Here is a 24,191-nt window from a genome sequence, read left to right on the forward strand (position 1 = left end):
GCCCCCGCCTGGCGCGCCACTCCTCATGATCGATTGTAGGGTGAGACGTTCGCTTCCATCCCTTCCGAACCCCCAGGAAACGTCCCGTGTTACGTCGTCACCGTTCCACCCTGCCCGCCCTGCTCGTCACCGGCCTGTACGGCGCCGCGCTGACGGTCGCCATCGTCGTCGCCCTGATCTCCGGCGAACTCGGTCCGTTGTGGTGGATGACGCTGTTCACGACCGTGCCCGAAGGTGTCGCGGCGACCGGGCAGAACCTGATCCTCCTGGTCCTGGCCGGGCTGTCCTGGGCATGGGGGATCTGGCAGATCCTGCGCGGGCCACTGGCCGGGCCGCCGCCCGACCAGGACCGTCAGGCTCAGGTAGAAGGCCAGGCCGACCGGGACGATCAGCATCACGACGGGGACACGCGGCGGTTGCGCGTGGCGCTGTACGCCTCGGCGTCGACGACGTGGCTGCTCCACGTCACCGCGTCGATCTGGGCGGGGCCGACGGTGATCGACTCCGCGGTGATGTGGGTGGTCGTACTGCTGTTCATGCGGGTGCTGGGAGGCGACCGGCCGTACATGCGGGGCGCGGGCGTGCTGGGGTACGGCGGCTTCACCGTCATCGAGGTGTTCGACCTCGCCGGCTGGCCCATGCTGGGCGGGGCGGAGCTGATCTGCGGCCTGACCGCTCTGGCCTGGACGGCGCTGGTCCTGCGGGCCCAAGGGTACGACGACCGCTGGGGGACGATGACCGTCGTGTACGGCATCGCCGGCCTGGTGTCGCCGTTCCTCCTGACGCTGGCGGCATTGCCGTTCCCGGAGGAGGGGAGCGCCGTGGAGGCCCTCGGCGTGGTCGCCAGCGTCCTGATCATGATCTGGCTGACCCGCTCCGCCCATGACCTCGCCGCCCCGCGCCACGAGCCGGCCGCCCGGACCACGGTGGAGGCATGAGCCGGCGAGCAAACCGCCGGGCTCGGGCCGGCGTCAACTGACCTGGCGCGTGGGCATCACCGTGACCTGCTGAATGTTCGCCCGCGGCGGCAGCGTGGCGATGAAGCCCACGGTCTCGGCGATGTCCTGCGGCGTGAGCCACTCCATCGTGTCTCTGGTGCCGTCGAGCCACTGGAGCGCGCCTTCATCGGTGACGTGCCCCTGCAGTTCGGTGCCCGTGATGCCCGGCTCCAGCCACGACACCCGCACGTTCCTCGCCCCCAGCTCGGCCCGGAGCGTACGGGAGAAGTGGGCGACGTAAGCCTTGGTGCCGCTGTAGACCGCGAAACCGGGGAAGATGTTCTGCCCCGCGATCGACCCGGTGTTGATCATGTCGGCCACGCCACGCTCGCCCGCCGCCTCGACCAGGTGCGGGACGAACGCGCCGGCGACGTTTGTCAGCCCGGTGACGTTGAGGTCGATCTGGCGCCGCCACTGCTCGACGGCCAGTTCCTCGATCGGCGCGGGCAACATGATGCCGGCGTTGTTGAACAGCAGGTCGGCACCGCCCAACTCGTCCTTCACGCGGGCGGCGGCCGACCGTACCGCCGTCGCGTCGGTCACGTCGACGGCGATCGCCAGAGCGGTACCGCCGTCCTTCTCGATCCGGGACACCAGCTCATCGAGCCGGTTCACCCGCCGCGCCAGAACGGCTACCCGCGCCCCCAGCCGGGCGAGGTGCTCGGCCACAGCCGCCCCGATGCCGCTGGAGGCACCGGTGACGACGGCCACACGGGAGGTCAGGGACTTGGCAAGCGCTTCCACGGCACACGGCCTTTCGCTGAGGTGGATGGAGGGCCAGGTCACGAGTCGATCGGCCCGGCCACGCATCCAGCACACCATCCCCGACCCCCGTCCGAAGGGGCCGCAGCATGCCCTGAGCAGGCAGGTACTGGCAGGGCCACCCAGCCGGGCCGAACCACTCGCCGCCCGAGGCCAGACTGGACCTATGGACCGTAGCAGCGAGATCACCGGCTTCCTACGCTCCCGCCGCGCCCGGATCACCCCCGACCAGGCGGGGCTGGCCGCCGACGGTCGCCCCCGGCGGGTCCCCGGCCTGCGCCGCGACGAGGTCGCACGCCTCGCCGGCGTGAGCACCGAGTACTACACCCGCCTCGAACAGGGCCGCGCCGGAATCCCCTCCCCGGAGGTCGTCGAGGGCCTCGCCGACGCACTCCAGCTCGACCTCGCCGAACGCGAACACCTGACCGACCTGCTGACACGCCCCACACCCGCGCGCCGCCGTGCCCCGGTGGCTCCGCAGCGGGTCCGCCCCGGCCTCCACCTCATGCTGGAGACCTTGGAGCAGGTCCCCGCCTTCATTCTCGGCCGCCGCACCGACGTGCTCGCCGCCAACCGCCTCGCACGCGCCGTCCTGACCGACTTCGACACGCTGCCCGTCCCGCAGCGCAACCTCGCCCGCTACTACCTGCTGGACCCGGAGGCCCGCGAACGCGTCGGAGACTGGGCACAGATCGCCGCCGAAACCGTCGCCGTGCTCCGGCTCGAAGCCGGACGCCATCCGCACGACCGGCGCCTCGCCGACCTCGTGGGCGAGCTCACCCTGCGTTCGCCCGAGTTCACCACCTGGTGGAACGACCACCGCGTCCTGCGCCGTACGAACGGCACCAAGCGCTACCTCCATCCCGTCGTGGGCGAACTCCACTTCGCCTACGAGTCATTCCAGCCGTCCGGCGACCCCGACCAGACCTTGTGCGTCTACAACGCCGAACCGGCCACCGGCACCGCCGAAGCACTGCGGCTGCTGAACAGTTGGATCACCACCCCGGCCGTCACCTCCGCAGCCGGCCAGTAGGGACGCCGTGGTGCGACCCACCACCCGGAACCGGGCGCTTCTCAGGAGAGCGGCCAGTTGCGCAGGGCGGCGTCGGCCAGCTCCTGCAGCTCATCGCGGCCGACACCGCTCGCTCGCCGAGAATCTGAACAATCCGTTCCGTGAGGCGCCACCCGAGAGCCAAGATAGCGCCAAAGGGGAGCCCGCTTGGCCTATCCGTATGCAAAGCTCTCGCGGCGACTGCCAAAGCATTCGAGGTCGCATGAAAGCGGGCTCGATTTTGTGCTCCGTTGTTTCTCGTTTGACCACAGGAGTCTTGTCGCCCGCGGGAGCAGGTCAGGCACCGGGTAACGTGAGAAGGGGGCGATGTGATGGGGACGAGGGAAACCTCCGCTGCCGCCTCGGAAGAGGAACGGCTGCGCATACTCGCGGTCGCATGCGCCGGCCTCAGCGATATCGAGGTTCTGCAGTACGCGCTGGACCAGGCGCTCGCCGATGTGCACGCGCTGAGCGGGATGGTGCACTGGCGCGGCCCCGTCGGCAGTTGCGAGCTGCGCCTGGTGGTCGCCTCGGGGTTGCCCCCGCCGGAGCTGCGTACCCGCGGCGATGTCCGCGACGTGATCTCGCACGCGCTGGACGCCAGGGAGCTCACCTGCCGCCCCGTCCCGCTCGCCGCCACCCCGTCCCGCACGGTGATGCTGACGGCCGTCCCGCTCGACGGCTCCGACGCGTCCCCTGGCGTCATGTCCGTCCTGACCGACGATTCCGCTGAACTGCCGGAAGAACGGCAATTGTTCCTCCGGTCATTGGCCGGCTGGCTTGCCGAACGACTCGAGACCTCCACCCCGGAGTCGGGCGGCACGCACCGCTTCTGGCAGGCCGACGCCCACCTCCAGCAGGCGTTGAAAGCGGTCAAAATCGGGTCTTGGGACTGGAACATCCGGACCGGCGACCTGCAATGGGACGAAGCCGCCATGACCATGATGGGTGTCGACCCCGGCACCGCCCCACACAACATCGACACCTGGGTGAACATCGTCCACCCGCAGGACCTGCCCCGGGTGATGGCCGCGACCGAGGAGGCCATCCGCGCCAGGAGCGTCTATGAGGTCGAGTACCGTGCCCGCCGCCCCGACGGCACCACCGGCTGGATGCACGCGCGCGGCTGCCTCATCCTGGACACCGACGGCGAGCCGGTCCGCATGGTCGGCACGGTCTGGGACACCACCGAGAGCCGCCTCGCCAGGGAGTCGGCCGGCCGCGCACTGCAGTACATGAGCGATGCGTTCCTCGCGGTGGATCGCCACTGGCAGATCATCTTCGTCAATCTCGGCGCCGAGCGCCTCCTGGGCTCCAGCGACCTGCACGGCCGGGTGCTGTGGGACCTGCCCGCGGGCGACGTGCCCGAGCTGCGGTCACGGTGCTTTCGAGCCGCCGCCGAGCGTGCGCCCGCCAGCTTCGACGTACGGTGGCCGACCGACCAGCGGTGGTACCACGTGCGCCTGGTGCCGGTGCCGGACGGCCTGACCCTCTATCTCGCGGACTTCACCGAAAAGCGGATCCGCGACGCGGAGCGCATCGCCGCCGAGCACGCCGCCGCGGAGCGGGCCGCCTGGATTCAGGAGCTGACCTCCACCCTCAGCGAGGCGGTGACCGTCAAAGACATGGTGCGGGTCCTCACCAAGCGGGTTCTGCCGCTCTTCGCCGCCGCCGGCCTGGTGATCGTCACGGTCGAGTACGATCGCCTGCACGTCGTCGGGGCCGCGGGCTACCCTCCCGACGTTCTCGGCCGCATCGAGCAGCGTACGGCCACCGACCAGTCCATCCTCACCGACGTGCTCCAGACGGGCCTGCCCGCCTTCATCGAAGACCATGGGCGACACCCGGGCCCCGACACCCTGACGGCCGGCTCGGGCATGAACGCCTGGGCACTGCTCCCGCTGGTGGTCCCCGGACACCCCAAGGGCTGTTGCGTGATCGCCTTCGACCTTCCGCGCCGGTTCACCGGCGAAGAGCGCACGCTGCCCACGGCGCTCAGCGGCCTGATCGCGCAGGCCCTGGCGCGGGCCCGCATGTACGACGCGGAACACCTGCGCGCCCAGGAGCTGCAACATCTGCTCCTGCCCCGCGACCTGCCGTCCCTGCCCACCATCACCGCCGCCGCCCGCTACCTGCCGGCCGGCGGCACCGAACTCGGCGGAGACTGGTACGACATCATCCAGCTCTCCGCGGAGCGGGTCGCCCTGGTCATCGGCGACGTCATGGGCCACGGCCTGTCCCAGGCCGCCACCATGGGCCGCCTGCGTACGGCCGTGCGCGCCCTCGCGGACCTCGAACTGCCGCCCGACGAACTCTTCGCCCACCTCAACGACCTGGTCAACGACCTCGGCGAGGACACCTACGTCACCTGCCTGTACGCCGTCTACGACCCGACGACCGGCGAGTGCGTCTTCGTCAGCGCCGGACACCCGTCACCCGCCATCGTCCACCCCGACGGTACGGTGCGGGTCCGGCCAACGACCCCTGACCCACCGCTGGGCGCCGCCGAGCCGCCTTTCACCACGGCCGAGCTCCACCTGCCGGATGGGGCCCTCTTCGTGCTCTACACCGACGGTCTCATCGAGTCGCCCACCCGTGACATGGACGACGGCATGGCCGAGCTGACCCGGCTCCTCTCCGAGCAACATACGAGCGAACTGGATCACCTGTGCGACGCCGTGACCGACGCCATGCTGCCCGGCGCGCAACAACCGATCAGCGACGACGCCGCCCTGCTCATCGCCCGTGTGCACCGGCTGGCCGCCGAGGACATCGACTCCTGGCCCCTGCCCGACGACCCGATCGCCGCCGGTGAGGCCCGCGAGCACGTACGCGAGCAACTCGGCCGTTGGCATCTGGAAGACCTCGTGATGACCACCGAGCTGGTGGCCAGTGAGCTGGTCGGCAACGTCGTCCGCCACGCCAAGGGCCCGCTCCGGCTCCGGCTGCTGCGCAGCCGCACCCTCGTGTGCGAGGTCTCCGACGGCAGCCAGACCACGCCCCGGATCCGCCGCGCGGCGGAAACCGACGAAGGCGGCCGTGGCCTCCAACTCGTCGCCGCCCTCTCCCAGCGATGGGGCACCCGCTTCACCGCCGACGGCAAATGCATCTGGACCGAACAACCCCTGCCCGGTTGATCGGTCCGCGCAGTCCTGTCACGGCCGCCCACGGACGGGTGGCTGCGATCGACGTGGCCGAGGCGTCCGGCAGGACGTGCACGCGTATCCCCGAAGCCGGCGCGAGCGGGTGGCGACGTGCGGCCGCACGGGGTCAGGGGCGGCGGGCCGCCCACGTGGTGCGGGTGGTGCGGACGGTGAGGTCGTCGCGCCGCAGCACGCTGTGAGGGCCGTCGCCGTCGAGGACCGCGTCGAGCGCGGCCAGGTCGTCGGCGGGCAGCCGGCCGTCGAGGTGGGCGTGCAGCTTCCGCAGGCACACCTGCGCGTAACGGGCCGCGGCGGCCGGCAGCGGGGCGGGCAGATCGATGACGAACGGCCGCCTGGCTTCCCGTACGAATCCCGCGCGGGCCAGGTGCTCGGTCCAGTCGACGGGCGGGCCCGGGTTCAGCGTGGCGTGGACGCGCGCTTCCATACCGGGGCGCCCCACGCCGATGTCGTCGGGCAGGAACCGGGGAAAGAAGTCCATCTCGGTGACGGCCAGCAGGCCGCCCGGCCGCAGGTTGCCGAACGCGCCGGCCAGCACGCGGTCGGGATCGGCCATGTGGTGCAGAGAGGCAGCCGCCCAGACCAGGTCGCTGGTCTCCAACTGCGGCCAGCCCTCGTTCAGATCCGTCCGGACGCCCCGGATCCGGTCGGAGAGGCCGAGCGCGGATGCCTTCTTCGAGAGCCGGTGGAGCATCTGGGGAGAAAGATCCAAAGCCGTGATGCGGGCCTGCGTGAAACGCCGCGCGAGGGCGAACGTCCCGGTCCCGGTCCCGCTGCCCAGGTCGACGATGCGACCGGGCTCCCGGTCGGACAGTTCGCCCAGCCAGCCGGTCAGCTCCGACAGGTAGGCCCGCAGGACCTCGGCATCCAGCTCCAGGAGCTCGGCCATCGCGACGGCGTCGGCGTCGGCTCCGGTGTGGTTCTGGTGCGGGTGGAACGGATGGGTTTCGGTGCTGTTCATACGTGGACCGTAACGCGGCCTTGCATGGATCGAATAACCTCTTGCGTATGACGCAAGAAGGCGATCTGGACGCCGCGGTCCGCATGCGCATCCGGAGCCTGCGGCAGGCCCGCGGCTGGTCTCTGGACAATCTCGCCGAACGCGCCCTTATGAGTCCCTCCAGCCTGAGCCGCATCGAGAACAACGACACCGATTGGCCCGAAGAAGTGACGCGCCGTGGCCCAGGACCGCGAACGGTCCCCGCTGTACGGCGCGGCCGTCGCGAACAGCACGCCGTGCGCCTACCGGCCCCACGAGCCGGCCGAGGCCCCGGTCAAGATCACCGATGACGGCCCGGCCAACATCCTGCTCGTCCAGAACAGGCGCGACGTCCCCACTCCCCACCGCGGCGGTGAGATGTTCCGCGAGAAGTTCGGCGACCGCGCCCGCCTGGTGAGCGAAGACGCCGGCGGCCACGGCGCCTACGTCCTCGGCGACAACGCCTGCGCGTGGAACACCGCCACGAGCCACCTGGTCGACGGCGAGATGCCCACGCGTGACGTGTCCTGCCGCGCCTCCTGAGGCGTGATCGGGTCCTGATCCCGCCACGGGGGTTGTTCGGCGGCTCGCACTGCGGTGTCCTCCTGCCGCCGTGCTGTGGCCGCACCCCCGTGGGCTCACGCGCTCGAGCTTGGTCCAGCACCTTCTCCACCAGCGACGCTTCGAAGGCGCGGGATTGTTGGCCTATTTCTTGATCGCGTAGCGTAGAAGTGCGATGCCGTTTTCGAATGCGGTGGCTTCGATCAGTTTGAGGTTTTGCCGGTTTTCGAAGATGCGTGTTCCCTTGCCGCGTGACGTGGGGCAGATGAGCAGGGTGATTTCGTCGACGACGTCGGTGCTCAGCAGGGAGCGCATGAGGGTCAGGCTTCCCCACAGCCAGATGTGCTTGCCGTTCTGCTTCTTGAGGTCTCGGATGGTGGTGGCGGGGTCGCGGGTCACGGTCGCGGCGGGGAAGTCGCCCCAGGGGGCGTCGTCCAGTTTCGTTGAGGCGACGAACTTGGTGAGGTTGTTGAGCTTCTTGCCGTACTCGCCCTGTTCGTCGGTGTACGGCCAGTAGTCCTTGGTCTGGGCGTAGGTGTTCGCGCCGAGAATGAGCGTGTCGACCGCGTCGACGAACCCCATCACGCTTTCCTTGAACGCGGGGTTGGTGGTCTCGGAAAAGGGCTCTCCTGACACGAAGCTGAGCCCGCCGTCCTCCTCGGCGGCGATGTTGTCGACGGTGACCCACTGCTGCACTATGAGCTTTCGCATTACTGACTGCCTTTCGAATATCTGTCGAGGTCCGCTGATACGGAACATCCGTGGTGGATCCGATGCCGGAGGAACTGGAGCGGCGCTCAGGCGGACTGGCGTTCTTCCCGTTGCCGGATCAGTTCTTCGACCGGGCTTGGCAGGGTGGTCTCGAAGTCGATCAGTTTGGCCCAGGTGGGGGTCACGACGATGCGGACCATGCCGTCGTGGTAGAGGGAACGTATTTCCGCTTCCCATTCGATTCGTTGCTCGGGTGTCATCTGGTAGGTGGTGGTCGTCTGGAGGTATTCGTCGGGAATGCCGTCGACGGAGTCGAGTTCGGCCCGGCCGCGGATGAGCAGGATCTTGGGCGGGTGCGATTCGGTGTCGATCGTCAGGGCGACCATCGGGTTCTCGCGCAGGGCTTGGAGTTTCGGGGCGTTCTTCGGCGTGCACACGACGATCTCCGTGCCGTTCCAGGCGAAGATGATCGGAATGTTGCGGGGTGTGCCGTCCTTGGCGACGTACGCCAGGCGGGTCACGTCGCGGGCCAGCAGTTCCTGGCTGAGCGGCCGGTTCAGAACCTCGGTGACCTTGTTCGGTTCCACTGTGATTTCTCCCATGATCTATTTTTTGAGCCGCGGTAGGGGGTGGTCGCTGTTGGCGGGAAAGCGTCGTCTCCGGCTGCTGCGGGCGCGAGCCGGATTGCCCTGGTCGGTCGCGACGGACCGTCAGCCGAGTTGCTGGGCCAGGCCGACGACGATGCCCTCGGGGCCGCGGACGTAGCACAGCCGGTAGCTGTCCTCGTACTGCTCCAGCGTGCCGACGAGTTCGGCACCGTGGGGACGCAGGCGGGCGATGACGTCGTCGATGTCGTCGACGACGAACATGACGCGGCGGATGCCCAGCGTGTTCGCCGGCGCGTCCTTCGGCTCGGTGCTGATCGCCTTCGGCGTGTGGAACCTCGCCAGCTCGATTCCGCCGGCGCCGCCCGGGATCCGCAGCATCGCGGCCTCCTGCCGGACTCCGTTGAGGCCGATGACACGCCCCGCCTGCTCCGCCCAACGCCCCTCGAGCGGCGCCCTGCCCTCCAGCTCCAGGCCGAGTTCGACGAAGAACGCGATGGCGGCGTCAAGGTCGTCGACGACGATGAGGACGTTGTCCATCCGCCGGATTGTCATGCTGGGACTCCTTCGTCGTGCGGCCGGTTCGTGGCCGCTGGTGTCCCTGGGACGGAGCCCGCACCGCGTTCTCGACATCCTTCACGGCTCATGCTCGAAGTTTTTTCGGCGGCCCCGGTCAAACCGCCAGCGGCGCAGAGGTGCCCTCCCAGCCGGGCTGGCCACCGCCGACGAAGGTGGCGAAGGGGAAGACGGTGACGATCACGGCCACCCCAAGTCCTGGCGTTCCTCACATTGTTGTGACGGTGGTCAAGTCACGAGATCGCGAACCACACGAGCCCTTTGACGTGCAACCGGCCTGCAGCCGAGTGCCTGGGGCAGGGCAGGCAGGATCTGGCCCTCCGTTCTGCTCGGCTCCGCTGCCACGGCGGCCCTGTTGCTGACCCCGGCGACGGCCGCCTCCGCACAGGCTCAGACCGGTGCGGCCACGACGGCGGTCGAGCGCGACAGCGTCAGGTGCTCCAAGCCCAGCGGCAAGTGGGCCAACTTCTCCTGGGGCGAGGGCAACACGAGCGCGACCATCTACTTCAACAACCACTGCAGTCACAGGCTCAGTGTCAAGATCACGTTTGTACGGAAGGGCTCGGTCGGTGACAAGGCGTCCAAGTCCCGTTGCATGACGGTCAACGCCAAGACCAAGGGCAAGAAGAAGTTCTACGCCGCCGTCTACAAGCCGTCCTCCGTGACCCGGGTCGCGCGCTGTAGTTGACGTACGAGCCGTCCGGCTCTAAAGGGCGGCCATGGGCGTGATCTCCATGGTGGGGGAGGGGGTGTGACGTCAGGTGGCCGCTGCTGAGATCGCTCTCTGCCGCGGCCAAGGCATCGTCCAGGATCGGGCCCTCCGTGGACGGCCTTGCCCGAGCCCGACCGCCACTCAGCAGCCACGCAGGTCGCGCTCCACGACCAACGAGGACGGTCAGGGAGTCAGCGGGTGACGGAAGGGCCGGGCCTCGGGAGGGGTGACGCGGTCAGCGCGGGATGAAGCCGCGGTAGACCACGCGCCGCCGCCACAGGACCGGCCACTGGCGGTCTCGGATGCCGCTCAGCACGAGAGCGGCCATCGCGGCGGTGAGGAAGCCGCCCACGATGAGGCTCATGACGAGCATGAATACGATGGCCATGAGATAGTCCCTCCGTCAGAAGTTGAAAATTGAACGTATGGGCGTGAACAGCATGGTGCCGCGCCGTATTCCTAGCCTCCGACGGACGGTGAGTCTCTCTTCAGCGGTCCAGTGAGTCCCAGAACTCGGTGAGCACCTGGGCGCCACGGCCGGGGTCCTGGGTCATCCACCAGTGGCCGAGCCCGTCCAGCGTCGCGGTCCCGGCTCCGGCTCGCCGTGCCGTGCGGGACCGCTGTTCGATGGTCCCGACCAAGAGGTCCTCGGTGGCGAGCAGGGCGAGGCCCGGCCGCTGCGCCGCGCGTTCGAGGTTCCGGCCCAGCTCGGCCATCACCGGTTGGGCGGCTGATCGGTAGAGCGCGTACGCGGCCCGCCCCATCGCCTCATCCTGGCCGGCCGCGACCCGCTTCGCCACCGGCTCGCTCATGCCGAACTTCACGAGCATCGCGACCCGCATTGCGAGGTCCGGGCCGAGCGGGACGGCGGGATCCGGTCCCGTCCTCTCCGGCGCCTGCTGGCTCAGGGCGAACTCGTGCCATGCGTAGTCCGGGTCGAACAGGCCGATCACATCGCTGACCCAGCTGCGTACGAGGTCCGGGCGGGCCATCGCCGCGTTGAGGGTGTGCACGCCGCCCCAGTCGTGCCCGACCAGATCGACGGGCTCGGCGAAACGCTCCAGTTCGCCGATGAGCCAGTCCCGGTAATCACCGACGGTCGCACCGAACCCTGCCGGCAAGGGCGCCCCGAAACCGGGCGGGGACAGGCGGATCGGGCCGGGCCGAGCGGGAGCGACGCGTTCGAGCTCGTCGAGCAGTGGCTCCCAGACCTCCGGCGTCTCAGGGAAGCCGTGGACGAAAACGGTTGGCATGGCGGGAACTCCGTTCATGTTGGGCAGACTGACCGGATGACCAATCTGGTCAGCGAGTATAGTCGGGGCATGAAGACGAACACCACCCCGCGACAGCGGGCTCTTGTAGTCGGACTCGGCGTCAGCGGAACCGCCTCCGCGCTGCGGCTGCACAAGGCGGGCTGGGACGTTGTCGTCCTGGAGAGAGCAGCCGAACGCCGCCGCGGCGGCTACTTCCTCACCCTTTTCGGCACCGGGATCACCGCGGCAGAGCGCCTGGGCATCGAGGTGCCGAACCGCTTCTCGACGGACATCGCCTACTACAACGTCGATCGCGCGGGCCGCCGGCGGCGCGGCATGGGCTTCGCCGAGGCCGTGGCCGGCGAGTCACGCCCGGTCGTGCGCGGCGACGTCGAGCAGGCCGCGTTCGACGCCCTGCCCGAGGACGTGGAGATCCGGTACTCGCGCGTTCCGGCCGCGCTACGCCAGGACGCCGAAAGCGTGCAGGTCGACATCGAGGACCGGGCCGCGGGCACGGTGACCACCGAACGGTTCGACCTCGTGGTCGGGGCCGACGGCCTGCGCTCGACCGTGCGCCGGCTGGCGTTCGGGCCCGATGAGGGCCGCATCCACCGTCTCGGCTACATGCTCGCGGCGTGCTCCCTGCCCGGCCCGGTCCCCGGCTTCCGGGGTACGGACGGAATCATCATGTCCGAGCTGGGCCGGTCGGCATGGGTGTTCGCCTTCGCCGACCGGCCACCGACGGTGCTGTTCAACTACCGGACCGACGATGTGGACGGCGAGTTCACCCGGCCCGCCATCGACTCGCTGCGGGCGGTGTTCGGCCCGGAGCCCACGGGTGCGACGCTCGGCTGGCTGCTCGACCAGTTCGAGCAGGCGCCGGACCACCTGTTCGACACCGCCGAGCAGGTGCGCCTCGACACGTGGCACCAGGGCAGGGTGGTGCTCGTCGGCGATTCGGCGTGGTGCCTGACCCTCTACTCCGGGATGGGGGCCTCCAGCGGCCTGGCCGGGGCCGACATGCTGGGCACGATGCTGGAGCGGTATCCCGGGGACGTGCCGCGGGCGCTGCGGGCTTGGGAGGAGAAACTCCGCCCCTTCATCGAATTCCACCAGGGCTCCGGCATGGCCATGCGCAAGCTTTTCGTACCGGCCGACCGCACCGAGTACGGGATCCGGTTCGTCTTCGACCATGTGGCGGGGACGACCCTCGGCAGAACGCTCCTCTCGGAGGCCGAGCACCGCAGCAAGGCTTCCCGGATGAAGACGGTCGACATCGCCCTGACGTGACCCGGCCCCGGGGTCCGCCGCACGGTAGGGTTCACCTCCGTGAACCCACGTGACATCACGCCGCCGAAGAGCGTACGGGAGGGACCACGACGGTGAGCCGGCTGATCGAACACGACTCCGTCAAGGCGGCCAGAATCCTCGACAGCGCGCGCGAGCTGGTCCTCGAACACGGCGTCCGCAAGGTGACCATCGCCGAGATCGCCGCGGCCGCGGGCGTGGGCAAGGGCACGGTCTACCTGTACTGGGAAACCAAGGAAGACCTGCTCGTGGGGCTGGCCGCGCGCGAGGTACTGGCCTGGATCGCGACCATCAACAACCAGATCGCCCAGGACCCGCAGTCCATCCTGCCCCGCCGTCTCGCCCCGCTGCTCATCCGCACGACACTGGGCAACCCGTGGCTGCGGTGGCTCATGAGCAACGACAGCGCCCTGCGGCAACTGCTCCACCGCCCCGCCGACCAGGAGCGCTTCGCCGAGGCCACCACGAGCGCGATGGGCATCGCGGTCGTGACGATCCTGCGGGATCACGGGATCGTACGCGACGATCTCCCGCTGTCCAGGCAGATGTACGCCCTGCACGCCGTGCTGGTCGGCTTCAGCACCGTCATGAACGACGCCGACGTCGCAGGCCCGCTCAGCATCGACGAGCCCGAAACCGCCCTCGCCGACACCGTCAGCCTGCTGCTCGAACGGCCTCGCGACCCCGCCGAGCGCGATGTCGCCAAGGCCGCGGAAGCGGTGCGGGCCCGGTTCGCCGAGATCCACGACAACCTCCTGGGCCTCGTTGCGGCAGGCGCCGCCGGAACCAGATGACCCACGTCCTCAAGGCCACACCTACACCGGCCCCGTCCACGTCTCCGCACCCGGCCAGCGCAAGGTAAGCCGGCGCGTCTTCCGGGTTCCGGCCGCCCGGCTGGTGATGGTCCACACAACATGCTGTGAGAGCCGGCGAGGTTCCGCGGGGCGTGCAGGCGTTGGACCGCGTGATCTATGTCGCGATATAGCGTTATTCTTCTACTCGCGCCGCTGCCCGCGTCGCACGGAGAGGTTCGACAGCACCAGGACGGAAGCATGTCGGGAGAGATACCGCCCACCGGGAAGCACACCGACCCCGGCTCGTCGCCCGTGTTGCGAGCCTCTCATGCGGATCGGGACCGGGTGGTGGACGTGCTGCGCATCGCGGCGGGAGACGGCCTGCTGACCGCGGACGAGTTGGACGAACGTCTGGAAGCCGCCCTGTCGGCTCGGACTCTGAGCGAGCTGACCGCGCTCACCGCTGACCTGCCGCCCGTTTCGGCCACGGTCGGCGGAGCTGGAGTAGAGGCCAAGGAGTTAGTTCGGATCGAACAGGTCTTCAGCGGCGCGGTCGAGCGTGTCGGGCGCTGGGTGGTGCCGCGGAGGCTGGAGCTCGCGGTGACGTACTGCGAGGTGACCCTTGACTTCACTGACGCAGTGATCACGCACGACACGTTGCGGATCGACGTGGGCATGACGGGGAAGGCCCTGACACTGGTCACGAGGCCGGGCATCGTGGTCGACACCGATGGTCTGCTGCTGGTACACAGCAGGGTCAAGCACCTTCAGGCTCTGACGAATCCTGATACGCCGGTCATTCTGCGAGTGGAGCTGGTCGGTCAGCTGATCCACGGCCGCGTGGTGGTCCGGCCCCCGCGTCGGACGGTCGGGCAGTGGCTGCTGCGCAGGCCCACATCCCGTTCTACAGGCGATTGACTCCAGCCGGCGAGGAGTATGCCTAACCCCGCCGACGCTAGATGGCCGGGGGAGGCGCTGGTCAGACTGACAGTGGCCGATGGCCTCGACTGGCCGCTGCGGAACGGTGACCGGGGCGTTCGCTACGAGCCGGACGTCCCCGCTGCCCGGATTCTGACCAGCCCGGTGTGGTTCCGGGGCCGGGGAACAGCCGAGCAGCCAGAGGCGACCTTGATCAAACCCTCTTCCGGCATCGGCGCCGCTACACGCTCGGCGACGCGAACACGCGCCAGAGACCCAATACGGCGAGCAGAGACGCCGCGCCCGCCGCGCCGACGACCAGGCCGGGCGCCAATACCTCGCCCAACGCCCCGCCGCCGGCCGCGAACAGCCCCTGCAACGTCATGGTCCCGGTCAGCGCCAGCCCGAAGGCCTGGCCTCGGTTCGCCTCCGGCACCGCCTCAAGGAAGCGCCGGGCCAGCCCGAGCTGGTACGCGACCCCGAACCCGGACACGGCGAGCAGCAGCGCCGCGATGAGCGGCCCGGGCGTGAGCACGAACCCGAGCAGCGGCGCGCCGAGCAGCAGTGCCAGCGGCCCGGCCAGCCGTTCCCTTCGCTCCGGGGTGACCAGCCGGCCGATCACGAGGTCGCCGGTGAGCATGCCGAGCGCCACGGCGGTGAACAGCAGCCCGGCCGAGTCCGGCATGCCGATCTGGACGGCGTACGGGACGAGCACACCCTCCGCGCCGACCACGAGCGTGGGCGGCAGCCACTGGGCCAGCAGCAGCGAACGGATCGCCGGCCGGCGCAGCAGCTCGCGATTGACGCGCCAGGTCTCGCGTACCGCGTACCCTGCGGCCGTGTCGCGGCGCGGCTGCTCGGTCAGCCGCAGGCGCAGCAGCGCGGCGGACAGCAGGCAGCTCGCCACGGTGATCCAGAGTGCGCCGTACGGGCCGAGCGCCGCGATCAGCATCCCGCCCACGGCGAAGCCGAGCACCTGCGTGCCGCCGGCGGCCATGGAGAACACGGCCCGGCCGAGCACGTACCGGTCGCCGTCCAGCAGTTCGGGCAGCAGCGCGCTGCGCGCCGCGGAGGCGACCGCGCTGGGGATGCCGGTGACGAACACCAGCACCAGCATCGCGGTGGGGGAGAGCAGCCCGGCGGCGAGCACAGCGGCGACCGCGGCGCGAACCAGGTCGTAGCCGACCATCACGGCCCGCGGCGGCCACCGGTCGGCGTACGCCAGCAGCAGCGTGCCGCCGAGGGCGTAGGGCAGGAAGCCGGCGACGTAGGCCAGCGCGGCCAGCAGGGGCGAGCCGGTGCCGGCGTAGACGGTCACCGAGAGCGCGAGCATCTTCACCGTCTCGCCGCCGAGGAAGAGTGTGTAGCCGGTGAACAGCACGCGGAACTGGCCTACCGCGAACACCTCGCGGTAGGTGGCCCGCGCCGGTGCGGCCTGGAACGTCGTCATGCGGGCCAGTTTCGGGGCGGGGCGGGCGGAGGCGTTAAGCTTTCGCGTGGAGGCGAAAGATGCTTGCCATCGAAGTCGGGCCGGTCGACGTGGCGCACACCCGCTACGCGATCTCGCCGCTGGGTGAAGCCATGAACGCGCTGCGGGTCGCGTCGGGCAAGCAGCCGGCCGGGCCGCTGCGGCCCTGGGCGGAACGCATCGCGCCGCGGTACGCGCGACTCCTCTCCGAGACGCCCGCGGTCGGGGCACTGACCTCGCTGTTCCGCCGCGGCGGCTACAACGCCGACTTCATCCATCCTCCGCCTTCGGGCCCCGGCGACGACTTCGCCGTCGAACTCGCCGTGGTGCGGGCGACACCGCTGCGCCAGGTTCGCGCGGAGATCGCCCGCAACCTGGCCGGGATGCGTACGCCGCCGCGCCACGTCCAGCAGATCCTGGCCGCCCCGGACGTGCTCACCCAGCTTTCCGACGCGATCGAGGCGACCTGGCACGCGCTGGTGGAGCCCGACTGGCCGAGGCTGCGCACGGTGCTGGAGCGCGACCTGGTGCACCGCGCCGGGCACCTCGCCATGTACGGCTGGGCCGCGGCGCTGTCCGACCTGGATCCGCGGGTGGGCTGGCGCTCCGAGGGGGCCGACGGTGTGATCGAGGTGCGTACCGGCCCCCGGAACGAGTGGGAGCGGCACCGGCTGGGCGGCAAGGGGCTGCTGCTGATGCCGACCGTCTTCGGCACCCTCATCAGCTACGTCGAGCCGCCCTGGCCGTACGCCCTGGTGTATCCGGCGCGTGGCGTCGCGAACCTGCTCGGGCCGCCGCCCCCGGAGGGCGGTTCGGCGGCGCTGGCGCGGCTGGTCGGCCCGCACCGCGCGCAGGTGCTGCGGGCGCTCGCGGTGCCGGCGACGACCACGCAGTTGGTCCGGCAACTGGGTCTCAGCCTGGGCGCGGTCGGGGGCCACCTGGCCGTGCTACGCGATTCTGGCCTGGTCACGCGGACGCGGACCGGCCAATCCGTACGCTACGAGCGCACCCCTCTGGGCGGGACCCTGGCCGGCGACTGAAGGCGACCCTCGATGCCGGCGCGCCCGCAGTTCATCCCGGCCATGTTCGACCTCCGCACGCAGGACAAGTCCGAGGACTGCCTGTACCTGAACATCTGGACGCCGGAGCTGGGACGCCGGGCCTCGACCTGTCGGCGGTGATGATCGACCTTGCCCGTGAGGCGTATCCGGAGCCGCGCTTCGAAGTCGGTTCGATGGACGCCCTGGACCTGGCCGCCACAAGGTGACGCCGGCATATCGGTGGCCGATCGACGAACTGGCCGCACTGGCCCGCGCCGCTGACTTCGCCGAGGTCGGCCGCCTCGTTGCGTGACCTGCCAGCCACCGCAGTCCGGCCTGCAAATCCAGTATTTTCCGCATTCGGAGCAATTGTGCGGATTTAAATCGGATGCAGGCGGACGCTTTGCCGAATTAAATGAATGACGAAGCTCGAGCGCGGAAAACAGGCCCCGCGCTCGTTCAAAAAAGGGAGGTCGCCCGATGCGGAAAACCACGGCGAGGAAAGTGACGGCGATGTTCGCCGCCCTGATGGCGAGCGTCGGAGTAGTGGGTGTGGCTGGGCCGGCATCAGCCGAGCCCTCGCGGCGGGTCATCGTGTCCGGGAGCATTCACCAACTGGACGACGACACCTTCGGGAGGAACCCGACCTGCGATCACCTCTTCTTCGACAACGACATCGTCACCACCAGCCAGCAACTGATCTACGACGACGGCAAGGGCTGTGAGGAGGAGGTCTACACGCAGATCATCGCCTACGCGGACCTGATGTCAGGCGGCGCGATCCGCTACCACGGCACGGTGATCCTGCGCGAGGGCGGCTGCGGCTGCCCCGGCGACCAGGCGCGCGCCAGCAAAGGGTTCAACCAGGTGATCCTGCCGGATACGAACGCCCGTATCGACAGCGGTTACCTAACGTGGAGCGGCGGCGACGCGACCTCGGTCGTCCTTCAGGTCTACAACGGAAATCCGTAAACGTTCTTCATCTCATGCGGCATAGGCGACGCGGTGCTTTCGAAAGGACCGCGATGGCCTTACCGAAACGGCCGGTCCGATCGGCAGCCGCCACTTTGCGGCGGCACGCTGTCTCCTTGATCGGCGGGCTGTAGAACGTGGGCGCACCCCTCGCGCGCTTAACCGCGTGGCCACGCGGTTAGGCGCGCGAGAGAGTGTCCCGCCCAGGCCTCACAAATTCTCGGCCGACAGCGGAATAGCGAGCTGTCCTGCCTTTTCCAGCCAGAATATTCCGACGTCATTGAGCGCGGCGTTCGTCAAGGTATTTTCGAGGCCATCCCATGCTTGGGGTGGGATGCACCGGGGTCGTCGTTACGACGACAGGGCCACCGTCTCGGTGGGATCGTCGAACTTGACGCATTCCCCGTGACTGTTCACGTCACCGAAGTCCTGGACGCCCTGACAGGCCCACGAGGTGCCGCTCACAGTGATCTCCGAAAGGACGTCGTCGCGATCGGGCGCGGCGGCATTGGCGATGTAGGTGTTCGCCACCTGTACGGCGGTGGCACAGGCGGTGGTCTGGTCCTTGGTGCTGGCCGCGGTGACGCCCAGCCCGTTTGAGGCTTGGCCGCACTCGTAGATGTGTGCGGGCGGCGTGGCGCAGGCGGTCGTCCCGGTGGTCGTCATGGTGGCCATCAGGACGGCGGCGACAGCATGCACAGCGATCACGAAGGTTCCCCCGGCGGGTGGTTGTGAGCGTGCCTGACTCCAGGATCTCGGGGATGCTCGGTGCAAGGGGTTACGAGCAGGGCAAGAGTGGTCAAAGGAGCCCCCGGCCGCGCCGGGCGGTCCGACGATCCAAACCCGCGTTCATTCCAGGTTTTCCCAGTCCGGTGACTTGGTGCACGGCGGCAGTCTGCCGTGAGTCCGGTGAGATGAGTCATCCGGTTGAGGAGGAGGCAGGCTTCGCTCTCGCGGAGGATCACGCCTGCTGCACGAAGCCACGGTCACAGCCGACCCCCTGTGCACTTCGTCCACGTCTTCGGCTTTGGCAATCGGAGCTGTTGGTCAGCGGGGGCTGCCGGGGTGTTGGGAAAGGTTTCGGCCGTGGTCGGTTCGGGGCATCGATGTGCGTCAGGCTCCCAAGCCCCGGTGTGTCAGGTGGCCGGCCAGAGTGTAACGTTCGCTTGGTTAGGTCGTCGCTGGGGAATCAGTGGAACCGGTCTGGTCGGCAACCGGCGAGCTCGGGGGCTGGTGACCCGGTGAGGATCTCGGCGGCGGCAAGGCGGCCGGCGGCAGCCGCCAGGGTGATCGCCGAGTGCATCACGGTGACGTACAGACCTCGGGTGCCGGCAGGCCGGCCGATGATCGGTTCCCCGTCGGTGGGCATCGGGCGCCAGCCGATCTCGACGGAGACGACCTTCGTGCCGCCGGCTCCGGAGAAGGAGGCAGCGAACCGGTCGCGGACACGTCGGGCGGTCTCGAGCAGCGCGGCCTGGTCCGTTTCGCCGCTGTACGCCGTGGGGGCCAGGACCGTACCGTCGTCGAGTTGCCGGACCTCCAGCGACGGCGTCGCGACGATCGTCCGGACCAGGCCCGGTGCTGCGCGCAACCGGACAAGGACGGCGGGCGACGGCTCGACGGGCAGGGTGACGCCGATCCCGGAGCACAGGGCGACGGCGCCGGTACCGGCGGCCAGGACGACGGTCTCAGCGGGAACGACTCCGGCGGTCGTGTGGACCCCGCTCACCGTGCCCGACTGGTGGGCGAGAGCGGTCGCCAGGGTCCCCGTCAGCAACCGCGCGCCCCGGTCGCGCGCGGCGACGACCAGGAGCTCGGTCGCCGCGACCGGGTCGAACGCCGCGTCCTCCGGGCGATGGACGGCCACGGCCGGGGGATCGAGCAGGTGCGGTTCGAGCACTCCGGCATCGTCCGTGTGCGGCCCGGGGGTCTCGTCGAAGCCGTCCCAGCTGAGTGAACCCGACCAGCGGATCGACAATGCGGGAAGCTCAGCCTCCAGCCGCCGGTACTCGTCCAGCGCGAGGTAGCGCAGCGGTGCCGAGGGTAGGTCGCTGGCGAGCGGTCGTCCGATCCAGGCGAAAGAAGCGCGGGTGGCGCCCGATGCAGGCAGGCCCGCATCGATCAACGTGACGGGTCGGCCGCGCCCGGCCAGGTGGTACGCCAGTGAGGCCCCGGTGATGCCGGCGCCGACCACGACGATGCTGCGATCAGCCATGCCAGTGTTCTAGCAGGTGAGGCTCTGCCGCGACACCGAGTATTGGCCACCGGAGCCAACCCACCAGGCTCCATTGGTTGGCCTTTCTCGCAGGTCAGAGCGAGATGATCTTGCCTGGGGCGGAAGGCATGCAGATCCGCTCCTGACCCTGGAAAGCCGCCAGCACAAAGTAGCCCCAATCAAGGGACCATACGGCCGAAATATGGAAACGGAGTACTTCCCACCCCCGGCGATCAGTGCTGATCTGAAGGTGTCCTCTCACCCGACCGTGAGGAGCCCCGTGAAGATCCGCAGCCTATCCGCCGCAGCTCTGCTCGCGACAGCTCTGGGCGCCGCCATCCTGGCCGGCGCCGCACCCACCTCCGCCTCCGCCACCGTCAACGACCAGGCCGGCGTCACGTCAGCCTCGGCCGGAAGGCACGCTCTCTCTCCGCTGCCGCCGGACTGGTACTGGTCCGGTCGCTACGAGACCATGGACGCCTGCGATGTGGGCTTCCAGGACGCCGCTGAGAACGGCCAGTTCACCGGGCTCGGCCCCTGCCGTTGGGACGGGGGCGACCGGTACCGTCTGGCGGGCTACTACTTCCTCATGTACATCCCCTGAACCCGGTGGGCGGGGCGTCCACGGCGGGGCCTTGGACGCCTTCCGCGGTCGCCGATCAGTCCCAGGAAGTCCCGGCTTCGGTCGCTGCGGGACAAGAGCCCGGCCTGGGGATGGCGGCCAAGCCAACACCGGAGTGATCATCGCCTACGGAGCCAGGAAGCCACCGCGGGCGCACCGGCATGCGCGGAATGCCGGGGAGCTTCAGAAGAACCCTCCCGGTCAGTTGTTCAGGGCGCTCTCCGTCGCCGGGCAGGTCCGCTGGTACGGGAGCCGCGCGAAGAAGGGCCGCCAGTCCGCCTCCGGCAACCCGCCGCCGGCCCGGCGGCACACCGCCCCGGTCAGGCGGCGCTGCAGCCGTATCCGCTCGCGGTCCTCGTCGATCCAGCCGCGTAATCGGGGCCAGGCCGTGAGCAGCGCCTCGTGCGCCAGCTCCACCTGCTCCTCTCCGAGGGTGACCTGGTGGGCCTCGGCCAGCCGTTCCAGCAGGGGTTGCGCGTCGTCGGTGGCGAATTCGGCGCGATCGGCGGGACGGCGGGTGTCGGGAGCGTCATCGCCGGGGTTGACCAGGCGCAGCAGCAGGTGGCGCAACCGCCCCTGCTGCCGGGTGGTGAGCCCGGCGTAAAGGTCTTCCGAGGTATGCGGGATCGAGCCGTGGATGCCGCCGGATGCCTCGTACGCGGCCAGGGCCAGAGTCCTGGCGCGGCGCCGCCGCCATGTCTCCAGCAGGGCGTGCGCCATGAGGGGCAGGCCGCCGGGCTCCCCTTCGACCTCGGCGATGATCCGCGCCGTGAGCTCCCGTTCCACGACCAGACCGGTCCCGGCGGCCGGCTTGATGATCGCCTCCCGCAGTTCGGCGGCGCTCATGGGGCTCACCAGCACGGTGGCGTCGCGCGCCGCCTCGGCCAGCGCGCGCCTGGCCATCGCCCGGTAGGTCAGGCCGCCCGCGTCCTGCCGGAGCTTGCGCAGTTCGGAGGCGAAGCGGGCGACGGGTCCCGCCAGCGGATCCAGCGGCTGCTCACGACGTCCCAAGATCGCCCCCGATCAGTTGATCACGTCCGCGTCAGATACGGAGTGATCACATGGTCGAATACCGACCTCCCATGATGCGGAATTTCCGACCGTGAGGGAGAAGGACCGGGCCCCGGCGAGACCCGAGCCCGATGACCTCGTCCGCAGGCCGGCGGGCACAGGGCTTCCAGTCCGTACGAGACCCGGCGCTCACGGCGGAGCCGATCATCGGGGAACCCAACGCAGACCAGACCGTGCGGCAGGATGGGCGCCATGATGGAGATCAACTTACTGACCGAATCCGACCGCGCCCGCTGGGAATCGCTGGCCCGCGGCAAGGACACGTACTTCGAGGTCGAACGCCGCGACGACGACTACGAACGGACCTGGCGACGCCTGCTCGACGACGAGCAGATACGCGGGATCGCCGCCTGGCTGGACGGCAGAATGGTCGCTATCGCGCACTACCTGTTCCACGCCAGTGTCTGGTACGCCGGGAGATGCTACATGGCGGACTTGTTCGTGGACGCGGAAGTCCGGCGGCGGGGTATCGCGACGGAAATGATCGAGTGGGTGGCGCGGGACGCCAAGGAGCACGGCTTCCCAGGCCTCTACTGGAACACGTTGGAAGACGCCCCGGCTCGCGCGCTGTACGACAAGGTGGGCAAGTTCCACAACGGGCTCATCCTCTACACCTACCGGCGTGACGTGAACCAGACCTCGACCCTGCGTTGAGGGCCGACCGGGATACCGGCCCGGCCGTCGATCACCAGCGCTACCACCGTCGGCGGCGAACTCGACGCCTGCGCCGATCCACCCCGTGGTGCTCTTCCGCCGTCTTCCGGTCGTCACTCGGCGGCCGGCCCTCCTCGCAGGCCGGCCCTGGCGTCAGAGCACCACGGTTGATGCCGTCTCCAGCCTCCCGATGGTCAGTCGTTACTGGCCGTTCCGATCATCCTCACGGGCCTTTCGGTGGCTCAGGCGAAATCAGGTGGCGGGCTTGCCGAACCAGCGGGCGAGGTGGTCGTCCAGGTCCTGCTGATCGTCGCCGATCCAGGCGACGTGGCCGTCGGGGCGCAGCAGGACGCACGGAACATCCAGTACGGCAGTGGCGTCCGCGAGGTGATCGACCCGGTCCGACCAGCCGCCGACGGTCAGGCGTTCGGTGCGGTCCAGCAGCAGACCGCGTCCGCGATGCAGCAGACCATAGAGGTTGCCCTGTTTCACGTCGATGTCGTGCAGGCGGCGGCCGAGCAGGTCGGGGCCCTCGCCGAAGTCGTAGCGGATGCCGGTCGCGGTGATCTTCTCGGTCAGATGGCGGTTCACCTCGTCGAAGTCCATCAGTTCGGTGAGCAGCCGGCGCACGGCCTGCGGGCCCGGTTCGGTGGACAGCAGTTCCACCTGGGCGCGGGTGTTGTCCAGCACGTCCTCGGCGACCGGATGACGTTCGGCCTGGTAGGTGTCCAGCAGCGTTTCCGGGGCCCAGCCGCGGATCTGTGCGGCCAGTTTCCAGCCGAGGTTGAATGCGTCCTGAACGCCCAGGTTGAGTCCCTGCCCGCCGATGGGCGGATGGATGTGCGCCGCATCGCCGGCCAGGAGCACCCGCCCGACGCGGTAACGTTCGGCCAGCCGGGTGGCATCCCCGAAGCGGGACAACCAGCGCGGGGAGTGCACGCCGAAATCGGTTCCGGCGATGGTGCGCAACTGTTGCTGGAAATCCTCGAGGGTGGGCGGTTCCGCACGGTCGCTGACTCCCGCGGCGGGGACCAGGACGCTGTAGATCCCTTTGCCGAAGGGCCGGAGCCAGAATCGCTGATGGGTCGCGCCGATTTCGGTCACCTTGGCGGCGATCTCCTCCTGCGGTACCCCCACTTCCATCTCGCCCATGAGCGTGTCGTTCCGTGCGGGCTCGCCGGGGAAGCCGACGCCGAGCAGTTTGCGCACCGTACTGCGCGCGCCGTCACAGCCGATGAGAAAGCGCGAACGCAGCCGTTCCCCGTCGGCCAGCTCGACGGTCACGCCCTCGTCGTCCTGCTCGAACCCGGTGACCGCACGACCGCGCCGGACCTGCGCACCCAGTTCGATCGCATGCGCTTCGAGCAGATGCTCGATGGCCGGCTGGGGGATACCCAGCAGATAGGCGTACGGGGAGTCCAGGCCCTTGGGTGCGGGCTTGGGGATGGCGGCGAAGAAACCGCCGACCGGACGTTGTCTTCCGTGTTCGAGAACGCGCTCGAGCAGTCCGCGCATCGCCATCAGCTCGAGACTGCGGATATGCAGACCGACGATGCGGACGAACGACGCGGGCTCGGTTTCCTTCTCCAGCACGAGTACCCGCACATCGTGCAGCCGCAGTTCGGCGGCCAGCATCGCACCGGTCGGCCCGCACCCGGCAATGATCACATCGAAGGTGCGGGGCGCGCGCTCGGCGCCGGACGGCGGCTCGGCGGTGACCTGCTGAGAGTGCATAGGTGTTGCCTTTCGGGAGTGCCTTG

26 protein-coding genes are annotated in these 24,191 nt (G+C 69.3%); 14 read left to right on the forward strand and 12 right to left on the reverse strand.

Annotated elements, in window-relative coordinates:
- Window positions 1–86 precede the first annotated feature (86 nt).
- Window positions 87–938 (forward strand): hypothetical protein, encoded by an 852-nt coding sequence (locus AB0I15_RS56110; RefSeq protein ID WP_358116406.1) that lies wholly within the window; start codon window positions 87–89, stop codon window positions 936–938.
- Between the two features lie 33 nt (window positions 939–971).
- Here AB0I15_RS56110 and AB0I15_RS56115 read toward each other — a convergent pair whose 3' ends face one another.
- Window positions 972–1,742, reverse strand: coding sequence for an SDR family oxidoreductase (locus tag AB0I15_RS56115; protein ID WP_358116409.1), 771 nt, complete (start codon window positions 1,740–1,742; stop codon window positions 972–974).
- A gap of 184 nt (window positions 1,743–1,926) precedes the next feature.
- On the opposite strand from AB0I15_RS56115, the gene AB0I15_RS56120 reads away from it, so the two are divergent.
- Window positions 1,927–2,793, forward strand: coding sequence for a helix-turn-helix transcriptional regulator (locus AB0I15_RS56120; protein ID WP_358116412.1), 867 nt, complete (start codon window positions 1,927–1,929; stop codon window positions 2,791–2,793).
- A gap of 350 nt (window positions 2,794–3,143) precedes the next feature.
- Window positions 3,144–5,948 (forward strand): SpoIIE family protein phosphatase, encoded by a 2,805-nt coding sequence (locus AB0I15_RS56125; RefSeq protein WP_358116414.1) that lies wholly within the window; start codon window positions 3,144–3,146, stop codon window positions 5,946–5,948.
- Window positions 5,949–6,081: 133 nt separating this feature from the next.
- Here the strand turns inward: AB0I15_RS56125 and AB0I15_RS56130 are convergent, their stop codons facing one another.
- Window positions 6,082–6,933, reverse strand: coding sequence for a class I SAM-dependent methyltransferase (locus AB0I15_RS56130; protein ID WP_358116417.1), 852 nt, complete (start codon window positions 6,931–6,933; stop codon window positions 6,082–6,084).
- A gap of 83 nt (window positions 6,934–7,016) precedes the next feature.
- On the opposite strand from AB0I15_RS56130, the gene AB0I15_RS56135 reads away from it, so the two are divergent.
- Window positions 7,017–7,262, forward strand: a complete 246-nt coding sequence (locus AB0I15_RS56135; RefSeq protein ID WP_358116542.1) for a helix-turn-helix transcriptional regulator — start codon at window positions 7,017–7,019, stop codon at window positions 7,260–7,262.
- Window positions 7,150–7,494: an alpha/beta hydrolase gene (locus tag AB0I15_RS56140; protein ID WP_358116420.1), complete on the forward strand. Its 345-nt coding sequence runs from the start codon at window positions 7,150–7,152 to the stop codon at window positions 7,492–7,494. The genes AB0I15_RS56135 and AB0I15_RS56140 overlap by 113 nt, the downstream gene beginning before the upstream one ends.
- Window positions 7,495–7,656: 162 nt before the next feature.
- On the opposite strand, the gene AB0I15_RS56145 is transcribed toward AB0I15_RS56140, so the two are convergent.
- The 3 genes from AB0I15_RS56145 to AB0I15_RS56155 all read right to left on the reverse strand — a co-directional run bounded on the left by AB0I15_RS56145 (window position 7,657) and on the right by AB0I15_RS56155 (window position 9,383).
- Window positions 7,657–8,223, reverse strand: a complete 567-nt coding sequence (locus AB0I15_RS56145; RefSeq protein ID WP_358116422.1) for a dihydrofolate reductase family protein — start codon at window positions 8,221–8,223, stop codon at window positions 7,657–7,659.
- Between the two features lie 86 nt (window positions 8,224–8,309).
- Window positions 8,310–8,825 (reverse strand): pyridoxamine 5'-phosphate oxidase family protein, encoded by a 516-nt coding sequence (locus AB0I15_RS56150; RefSeq protein ID WP_358116425.1) that lies wholly within the window; start codon window positions 8,823–8,825, stop codon window positions 8,310–8,312.
- Window positions 8,826–8,933: 108 nt separating this feature from the next.
- On the reverse strand, window positions 8,934–9,383 hold the full coding sequence (locus AB0I15_RS56155) for a VOC family protein (protein ID WP_358116428.1): 450 nt from the start codon (window positions 9,381–9,383) through the stop codon (window positions 8,934–8,936).
- 376 nt (window positions 9,384–9,759) lie between these two features.
- Between AB0I15_RS56155 and AB0I15_RS56160 the strand changes: the two genes are divergently transcribed.
- A complete protein-coding gene (locus AB0I15_RS56160; RefSeq protein WP_358116430.1) occupies window positions 9,760–10,092 on the forward strand; it encodes a hypothetical protein in 333 nt (110 codons plus the stop codon).
- Window positions 10,093–10,351: 259 nt separating this feature from the next.
- On the opposite strand, the gene AB0I15_RS56165 is transcribed toward AB0I15_RS56160, so the two are convergent.
- Both AB0I15_RS56165 and AB0I15_RS56170 read right to left on the reverse strand, forming a co-directional pair.
- Window positions 10,352–10,504, reverse strand: a complete 153-nt coding sequence (locus AB0I15_RS56165) for a hypothetical protein (protein WP_358116432.1) — start codon at window positions 10,502–10,504, stop codon at window positions 10,352–10,354.
- Between the two features lie 100 nt (window positions 10,505–10,604).
- On the reverse strand, window positions 10,605–11,369 hold the full coding sequence (locus AB0I15_RS56170; RefSeq protein WP_358116435.1) for an alpha/beta hydrolase: 765 nt from the start codon (window positions 11,367–11,369) through the stop codon (window positions 10,605–10,607).
- Window positions 11,370–11,438: 69 nt separating this feature from the next.
- On the opposite strand from AB0I15_RS56170, the gene AB0I15_RS56175 reads away from it, so the two are divergent.
- The 3 genes from AB0I15_RS56175 (at window position 11,439) to AB0I15_RS56185 (ending at window position 14,389) form a co-directional block, all read left to right on the forward strand.
- Window positions 11,439–12,659 carry an FAD-dependent monooxygenase gene (locus AB0I15_RS56175; RefSeq protein WP_358116438.1) on the forward strand — a complete coding sequence of 407 codons (1,221 nt, stop codon included), beginning with the start codon at window positions 11,439–11,441 and terminating at the stop codon, window positions 12,657–12,659.
- Between the two features lie 92 nt (window positions 12,660–12,751).
- Window positions 12,752–13,471 (forward strand): helix-turn-helix domain-containing protein, encoded by a 720-nt coding sequence (locus tag AB0I15_RS56180; protein ID WP_358116441.1) that lies wholly within the window; start codon window positions 12,752–12,754, stop codon window positions 13,469–13,471.
- A 258-nt stretch (window positions 13,472–13,729) separates the two neighbouring features.
- A complete protein-coding gene (locus AB0I15_RS56185; RefSeq protein ID WP_358116443.1) occupies window positions 13,730–14,389 on the forward strand; it encodes a DUF1707 domain-containing protein in 660 nt (219 codons plus the stop codon).
- A gap of 241 nt (window positions 14,390–14,630) precedes the next feature.
- Here AB0I15_RS56185 and AB0I15_RS56190 read toward each other — a convergent pair whose 3' ends face one another.
- A complete protein-coding gene (locus AB0I15_RS56190) occupies window positions 14,631–15,839 on the reverse strand; it encodes an MFS transporter (RefSeq protein WP_358116446.1) in 1,209 nt (402 codons plus the stop codon).
- A gap of 59 nt (window positions 15,840–15,898) precedes the next feature.
- Here AB0I15_RS56190 and AB0I15_RS56195 point away from each other — a divergent pair, with 59 nt between their 5' ends.
- The 3 genes from AB0I15_RS56195 (at window position 15,899) to AB0I15_RS56205 (ending at window position 17,869) form a co-directional block, all read left to right on the forward strand.
- Entirely contained in the window at window positions 15,899–16,897 is a 999-nt protein-coding gene (locus AB0I15_RS56195; protein ID WP_358116450.1) for a winged helix-turn-helix domain-containing protein, read from the forward strand.
- Window positions 16,898–16,909: 12 nt separating this feature from the next.
- Window positions 16,910–17,038 carry a hypothetical protein gene (locus tag AB0I15_RS56200; protein ID WP_358116452.1) on the forward strand — a complete coding sequence of 43 codons (129 nt, stop codon included), beginning with the start codon at window positions 16,910–16,912 and terminating at the stop codon, window positions 17,036–17,038.
- 339 nt (window positions 17,039–17,377) lie between these two features.
- Window positions 17,378–17,869 carry a hypothetical protein gene (locus tag AB0I15_RS56205; protein ID WP_358116455.1) on the forward strand — a complete coding sequence of 164 codons (492 nt, stop codon included), beginning with the start codon at window positions 17,378–17,380 and terminating at the stop codon, window positions 17,867–17,869.
- A 351-nt stretch (window positions 17,870–18,220) separates the two neighbouring features.
- On the opposite strand, the gene AB0I15_RS56210 is transcribed toward AB0I15_RS56205, so the two are convergent.
- Both AB0I15_RS56210 and AB0I15_RS56215 read right to left on the reverse strand, forming a co-directional pair.
- On the reverse strand, window positions 18,221–18,577 hold the full coding sequence (locus AB0I15_RS56210; RefSeq protein WP_358116457.1) for a hypothetical protein: 357 nt from the start codon (window positions 18,575–18,577) through the stop codon (window positions 18,221–18,223).
- Between the two features lie 481 nt (window positions 18,578–19,058).
- The gene (locus AB0I15_RS56215; RefSeq protein ID WP_358116460.1) at window positions 19,059–20,084 is read right to left on the reverse strand and encodes an FAD-binding oxidoreductase; all 1,026 of its coding nucleotides are present in this window, start codon (window positions 20,082–20,084) and stop codon (window positions 19,059–19,061) included.
- 280 nt (window positions 20,085–20,364) lie between these two features.
- On the opposite strand from AB0I15_RS56215, the gene AB0I15_RS56220 reads away from it, so the two are divergent.
- On the forward strand, window positions 20,365–20,688 hold the full coding sequence (locus tag AB0I15_RS56220; RefSeq protein WP_358116463.1) for a hypothetical protein: 324 nt from the start codon (window positions 20,365–20,367) through the stop codon (window positions 20,686–20,688).
- Window positions 20,689–20,907: 219 nt separating this feature from the next.
- On the opposite strand, the gene AB0I15_RS56225 is transcribed toward AB0I15_RS56220, so the two are convergent.
- Window positions 20,908–21,717, reverse strand: coding sequence for a hypothetical protein (locus AB0I15_RS56225; RefSeq protein WP_358116466.1), 810 nt, complete (start codon window positions 21,715–21,717; stop codon window positions 20,908–20,910).
- Between the two features lie 252 nt (window positions 21,718–21,969).
- On the opposite strand from AB0I15_RS56225, the gene AB0I15_RS56230 reads away from it, so the two are divergent.
- Complete coding sequence (locus AB0I15_RS56230) at window positions 21,970–22,431, forward strand: GNAT family N-acetyltransferase (protein WP_358116469.1); 462 nt, start codon at window positions 21,970–21,972, stop codon at window positions 22,429–22,431.
- Window positions 22,432–22,683: 252 nt separating this feature from the next.
- Here AB0I15_RS56230 and rox read toward each other — a convergent pair whose 3' ends face one another.
- Complete coding sequence (gene rox / locus AB0I15_RS56235) at window positions 22,684–24,165, reverse strand: rifampin monooxygenase (RefSeq protein WP_358116471.1); 1,482 nt, start codon at window positions 24,163–24,165, stop codon at window positions 22,684–22,686.
- Window positions 24,166–24,191 lie beyond the last annotated feature (26 nt).

It is taken from the genome of Nonomuraea sp. NPDC050643 (genome assembly GCF_040654715.1).
Taxonomy (GTDB): Bacteria; Actinomycetota; Actinomycetes; order Streptosporangiales; family Streptosporangiaceae; genus Nonomuraea.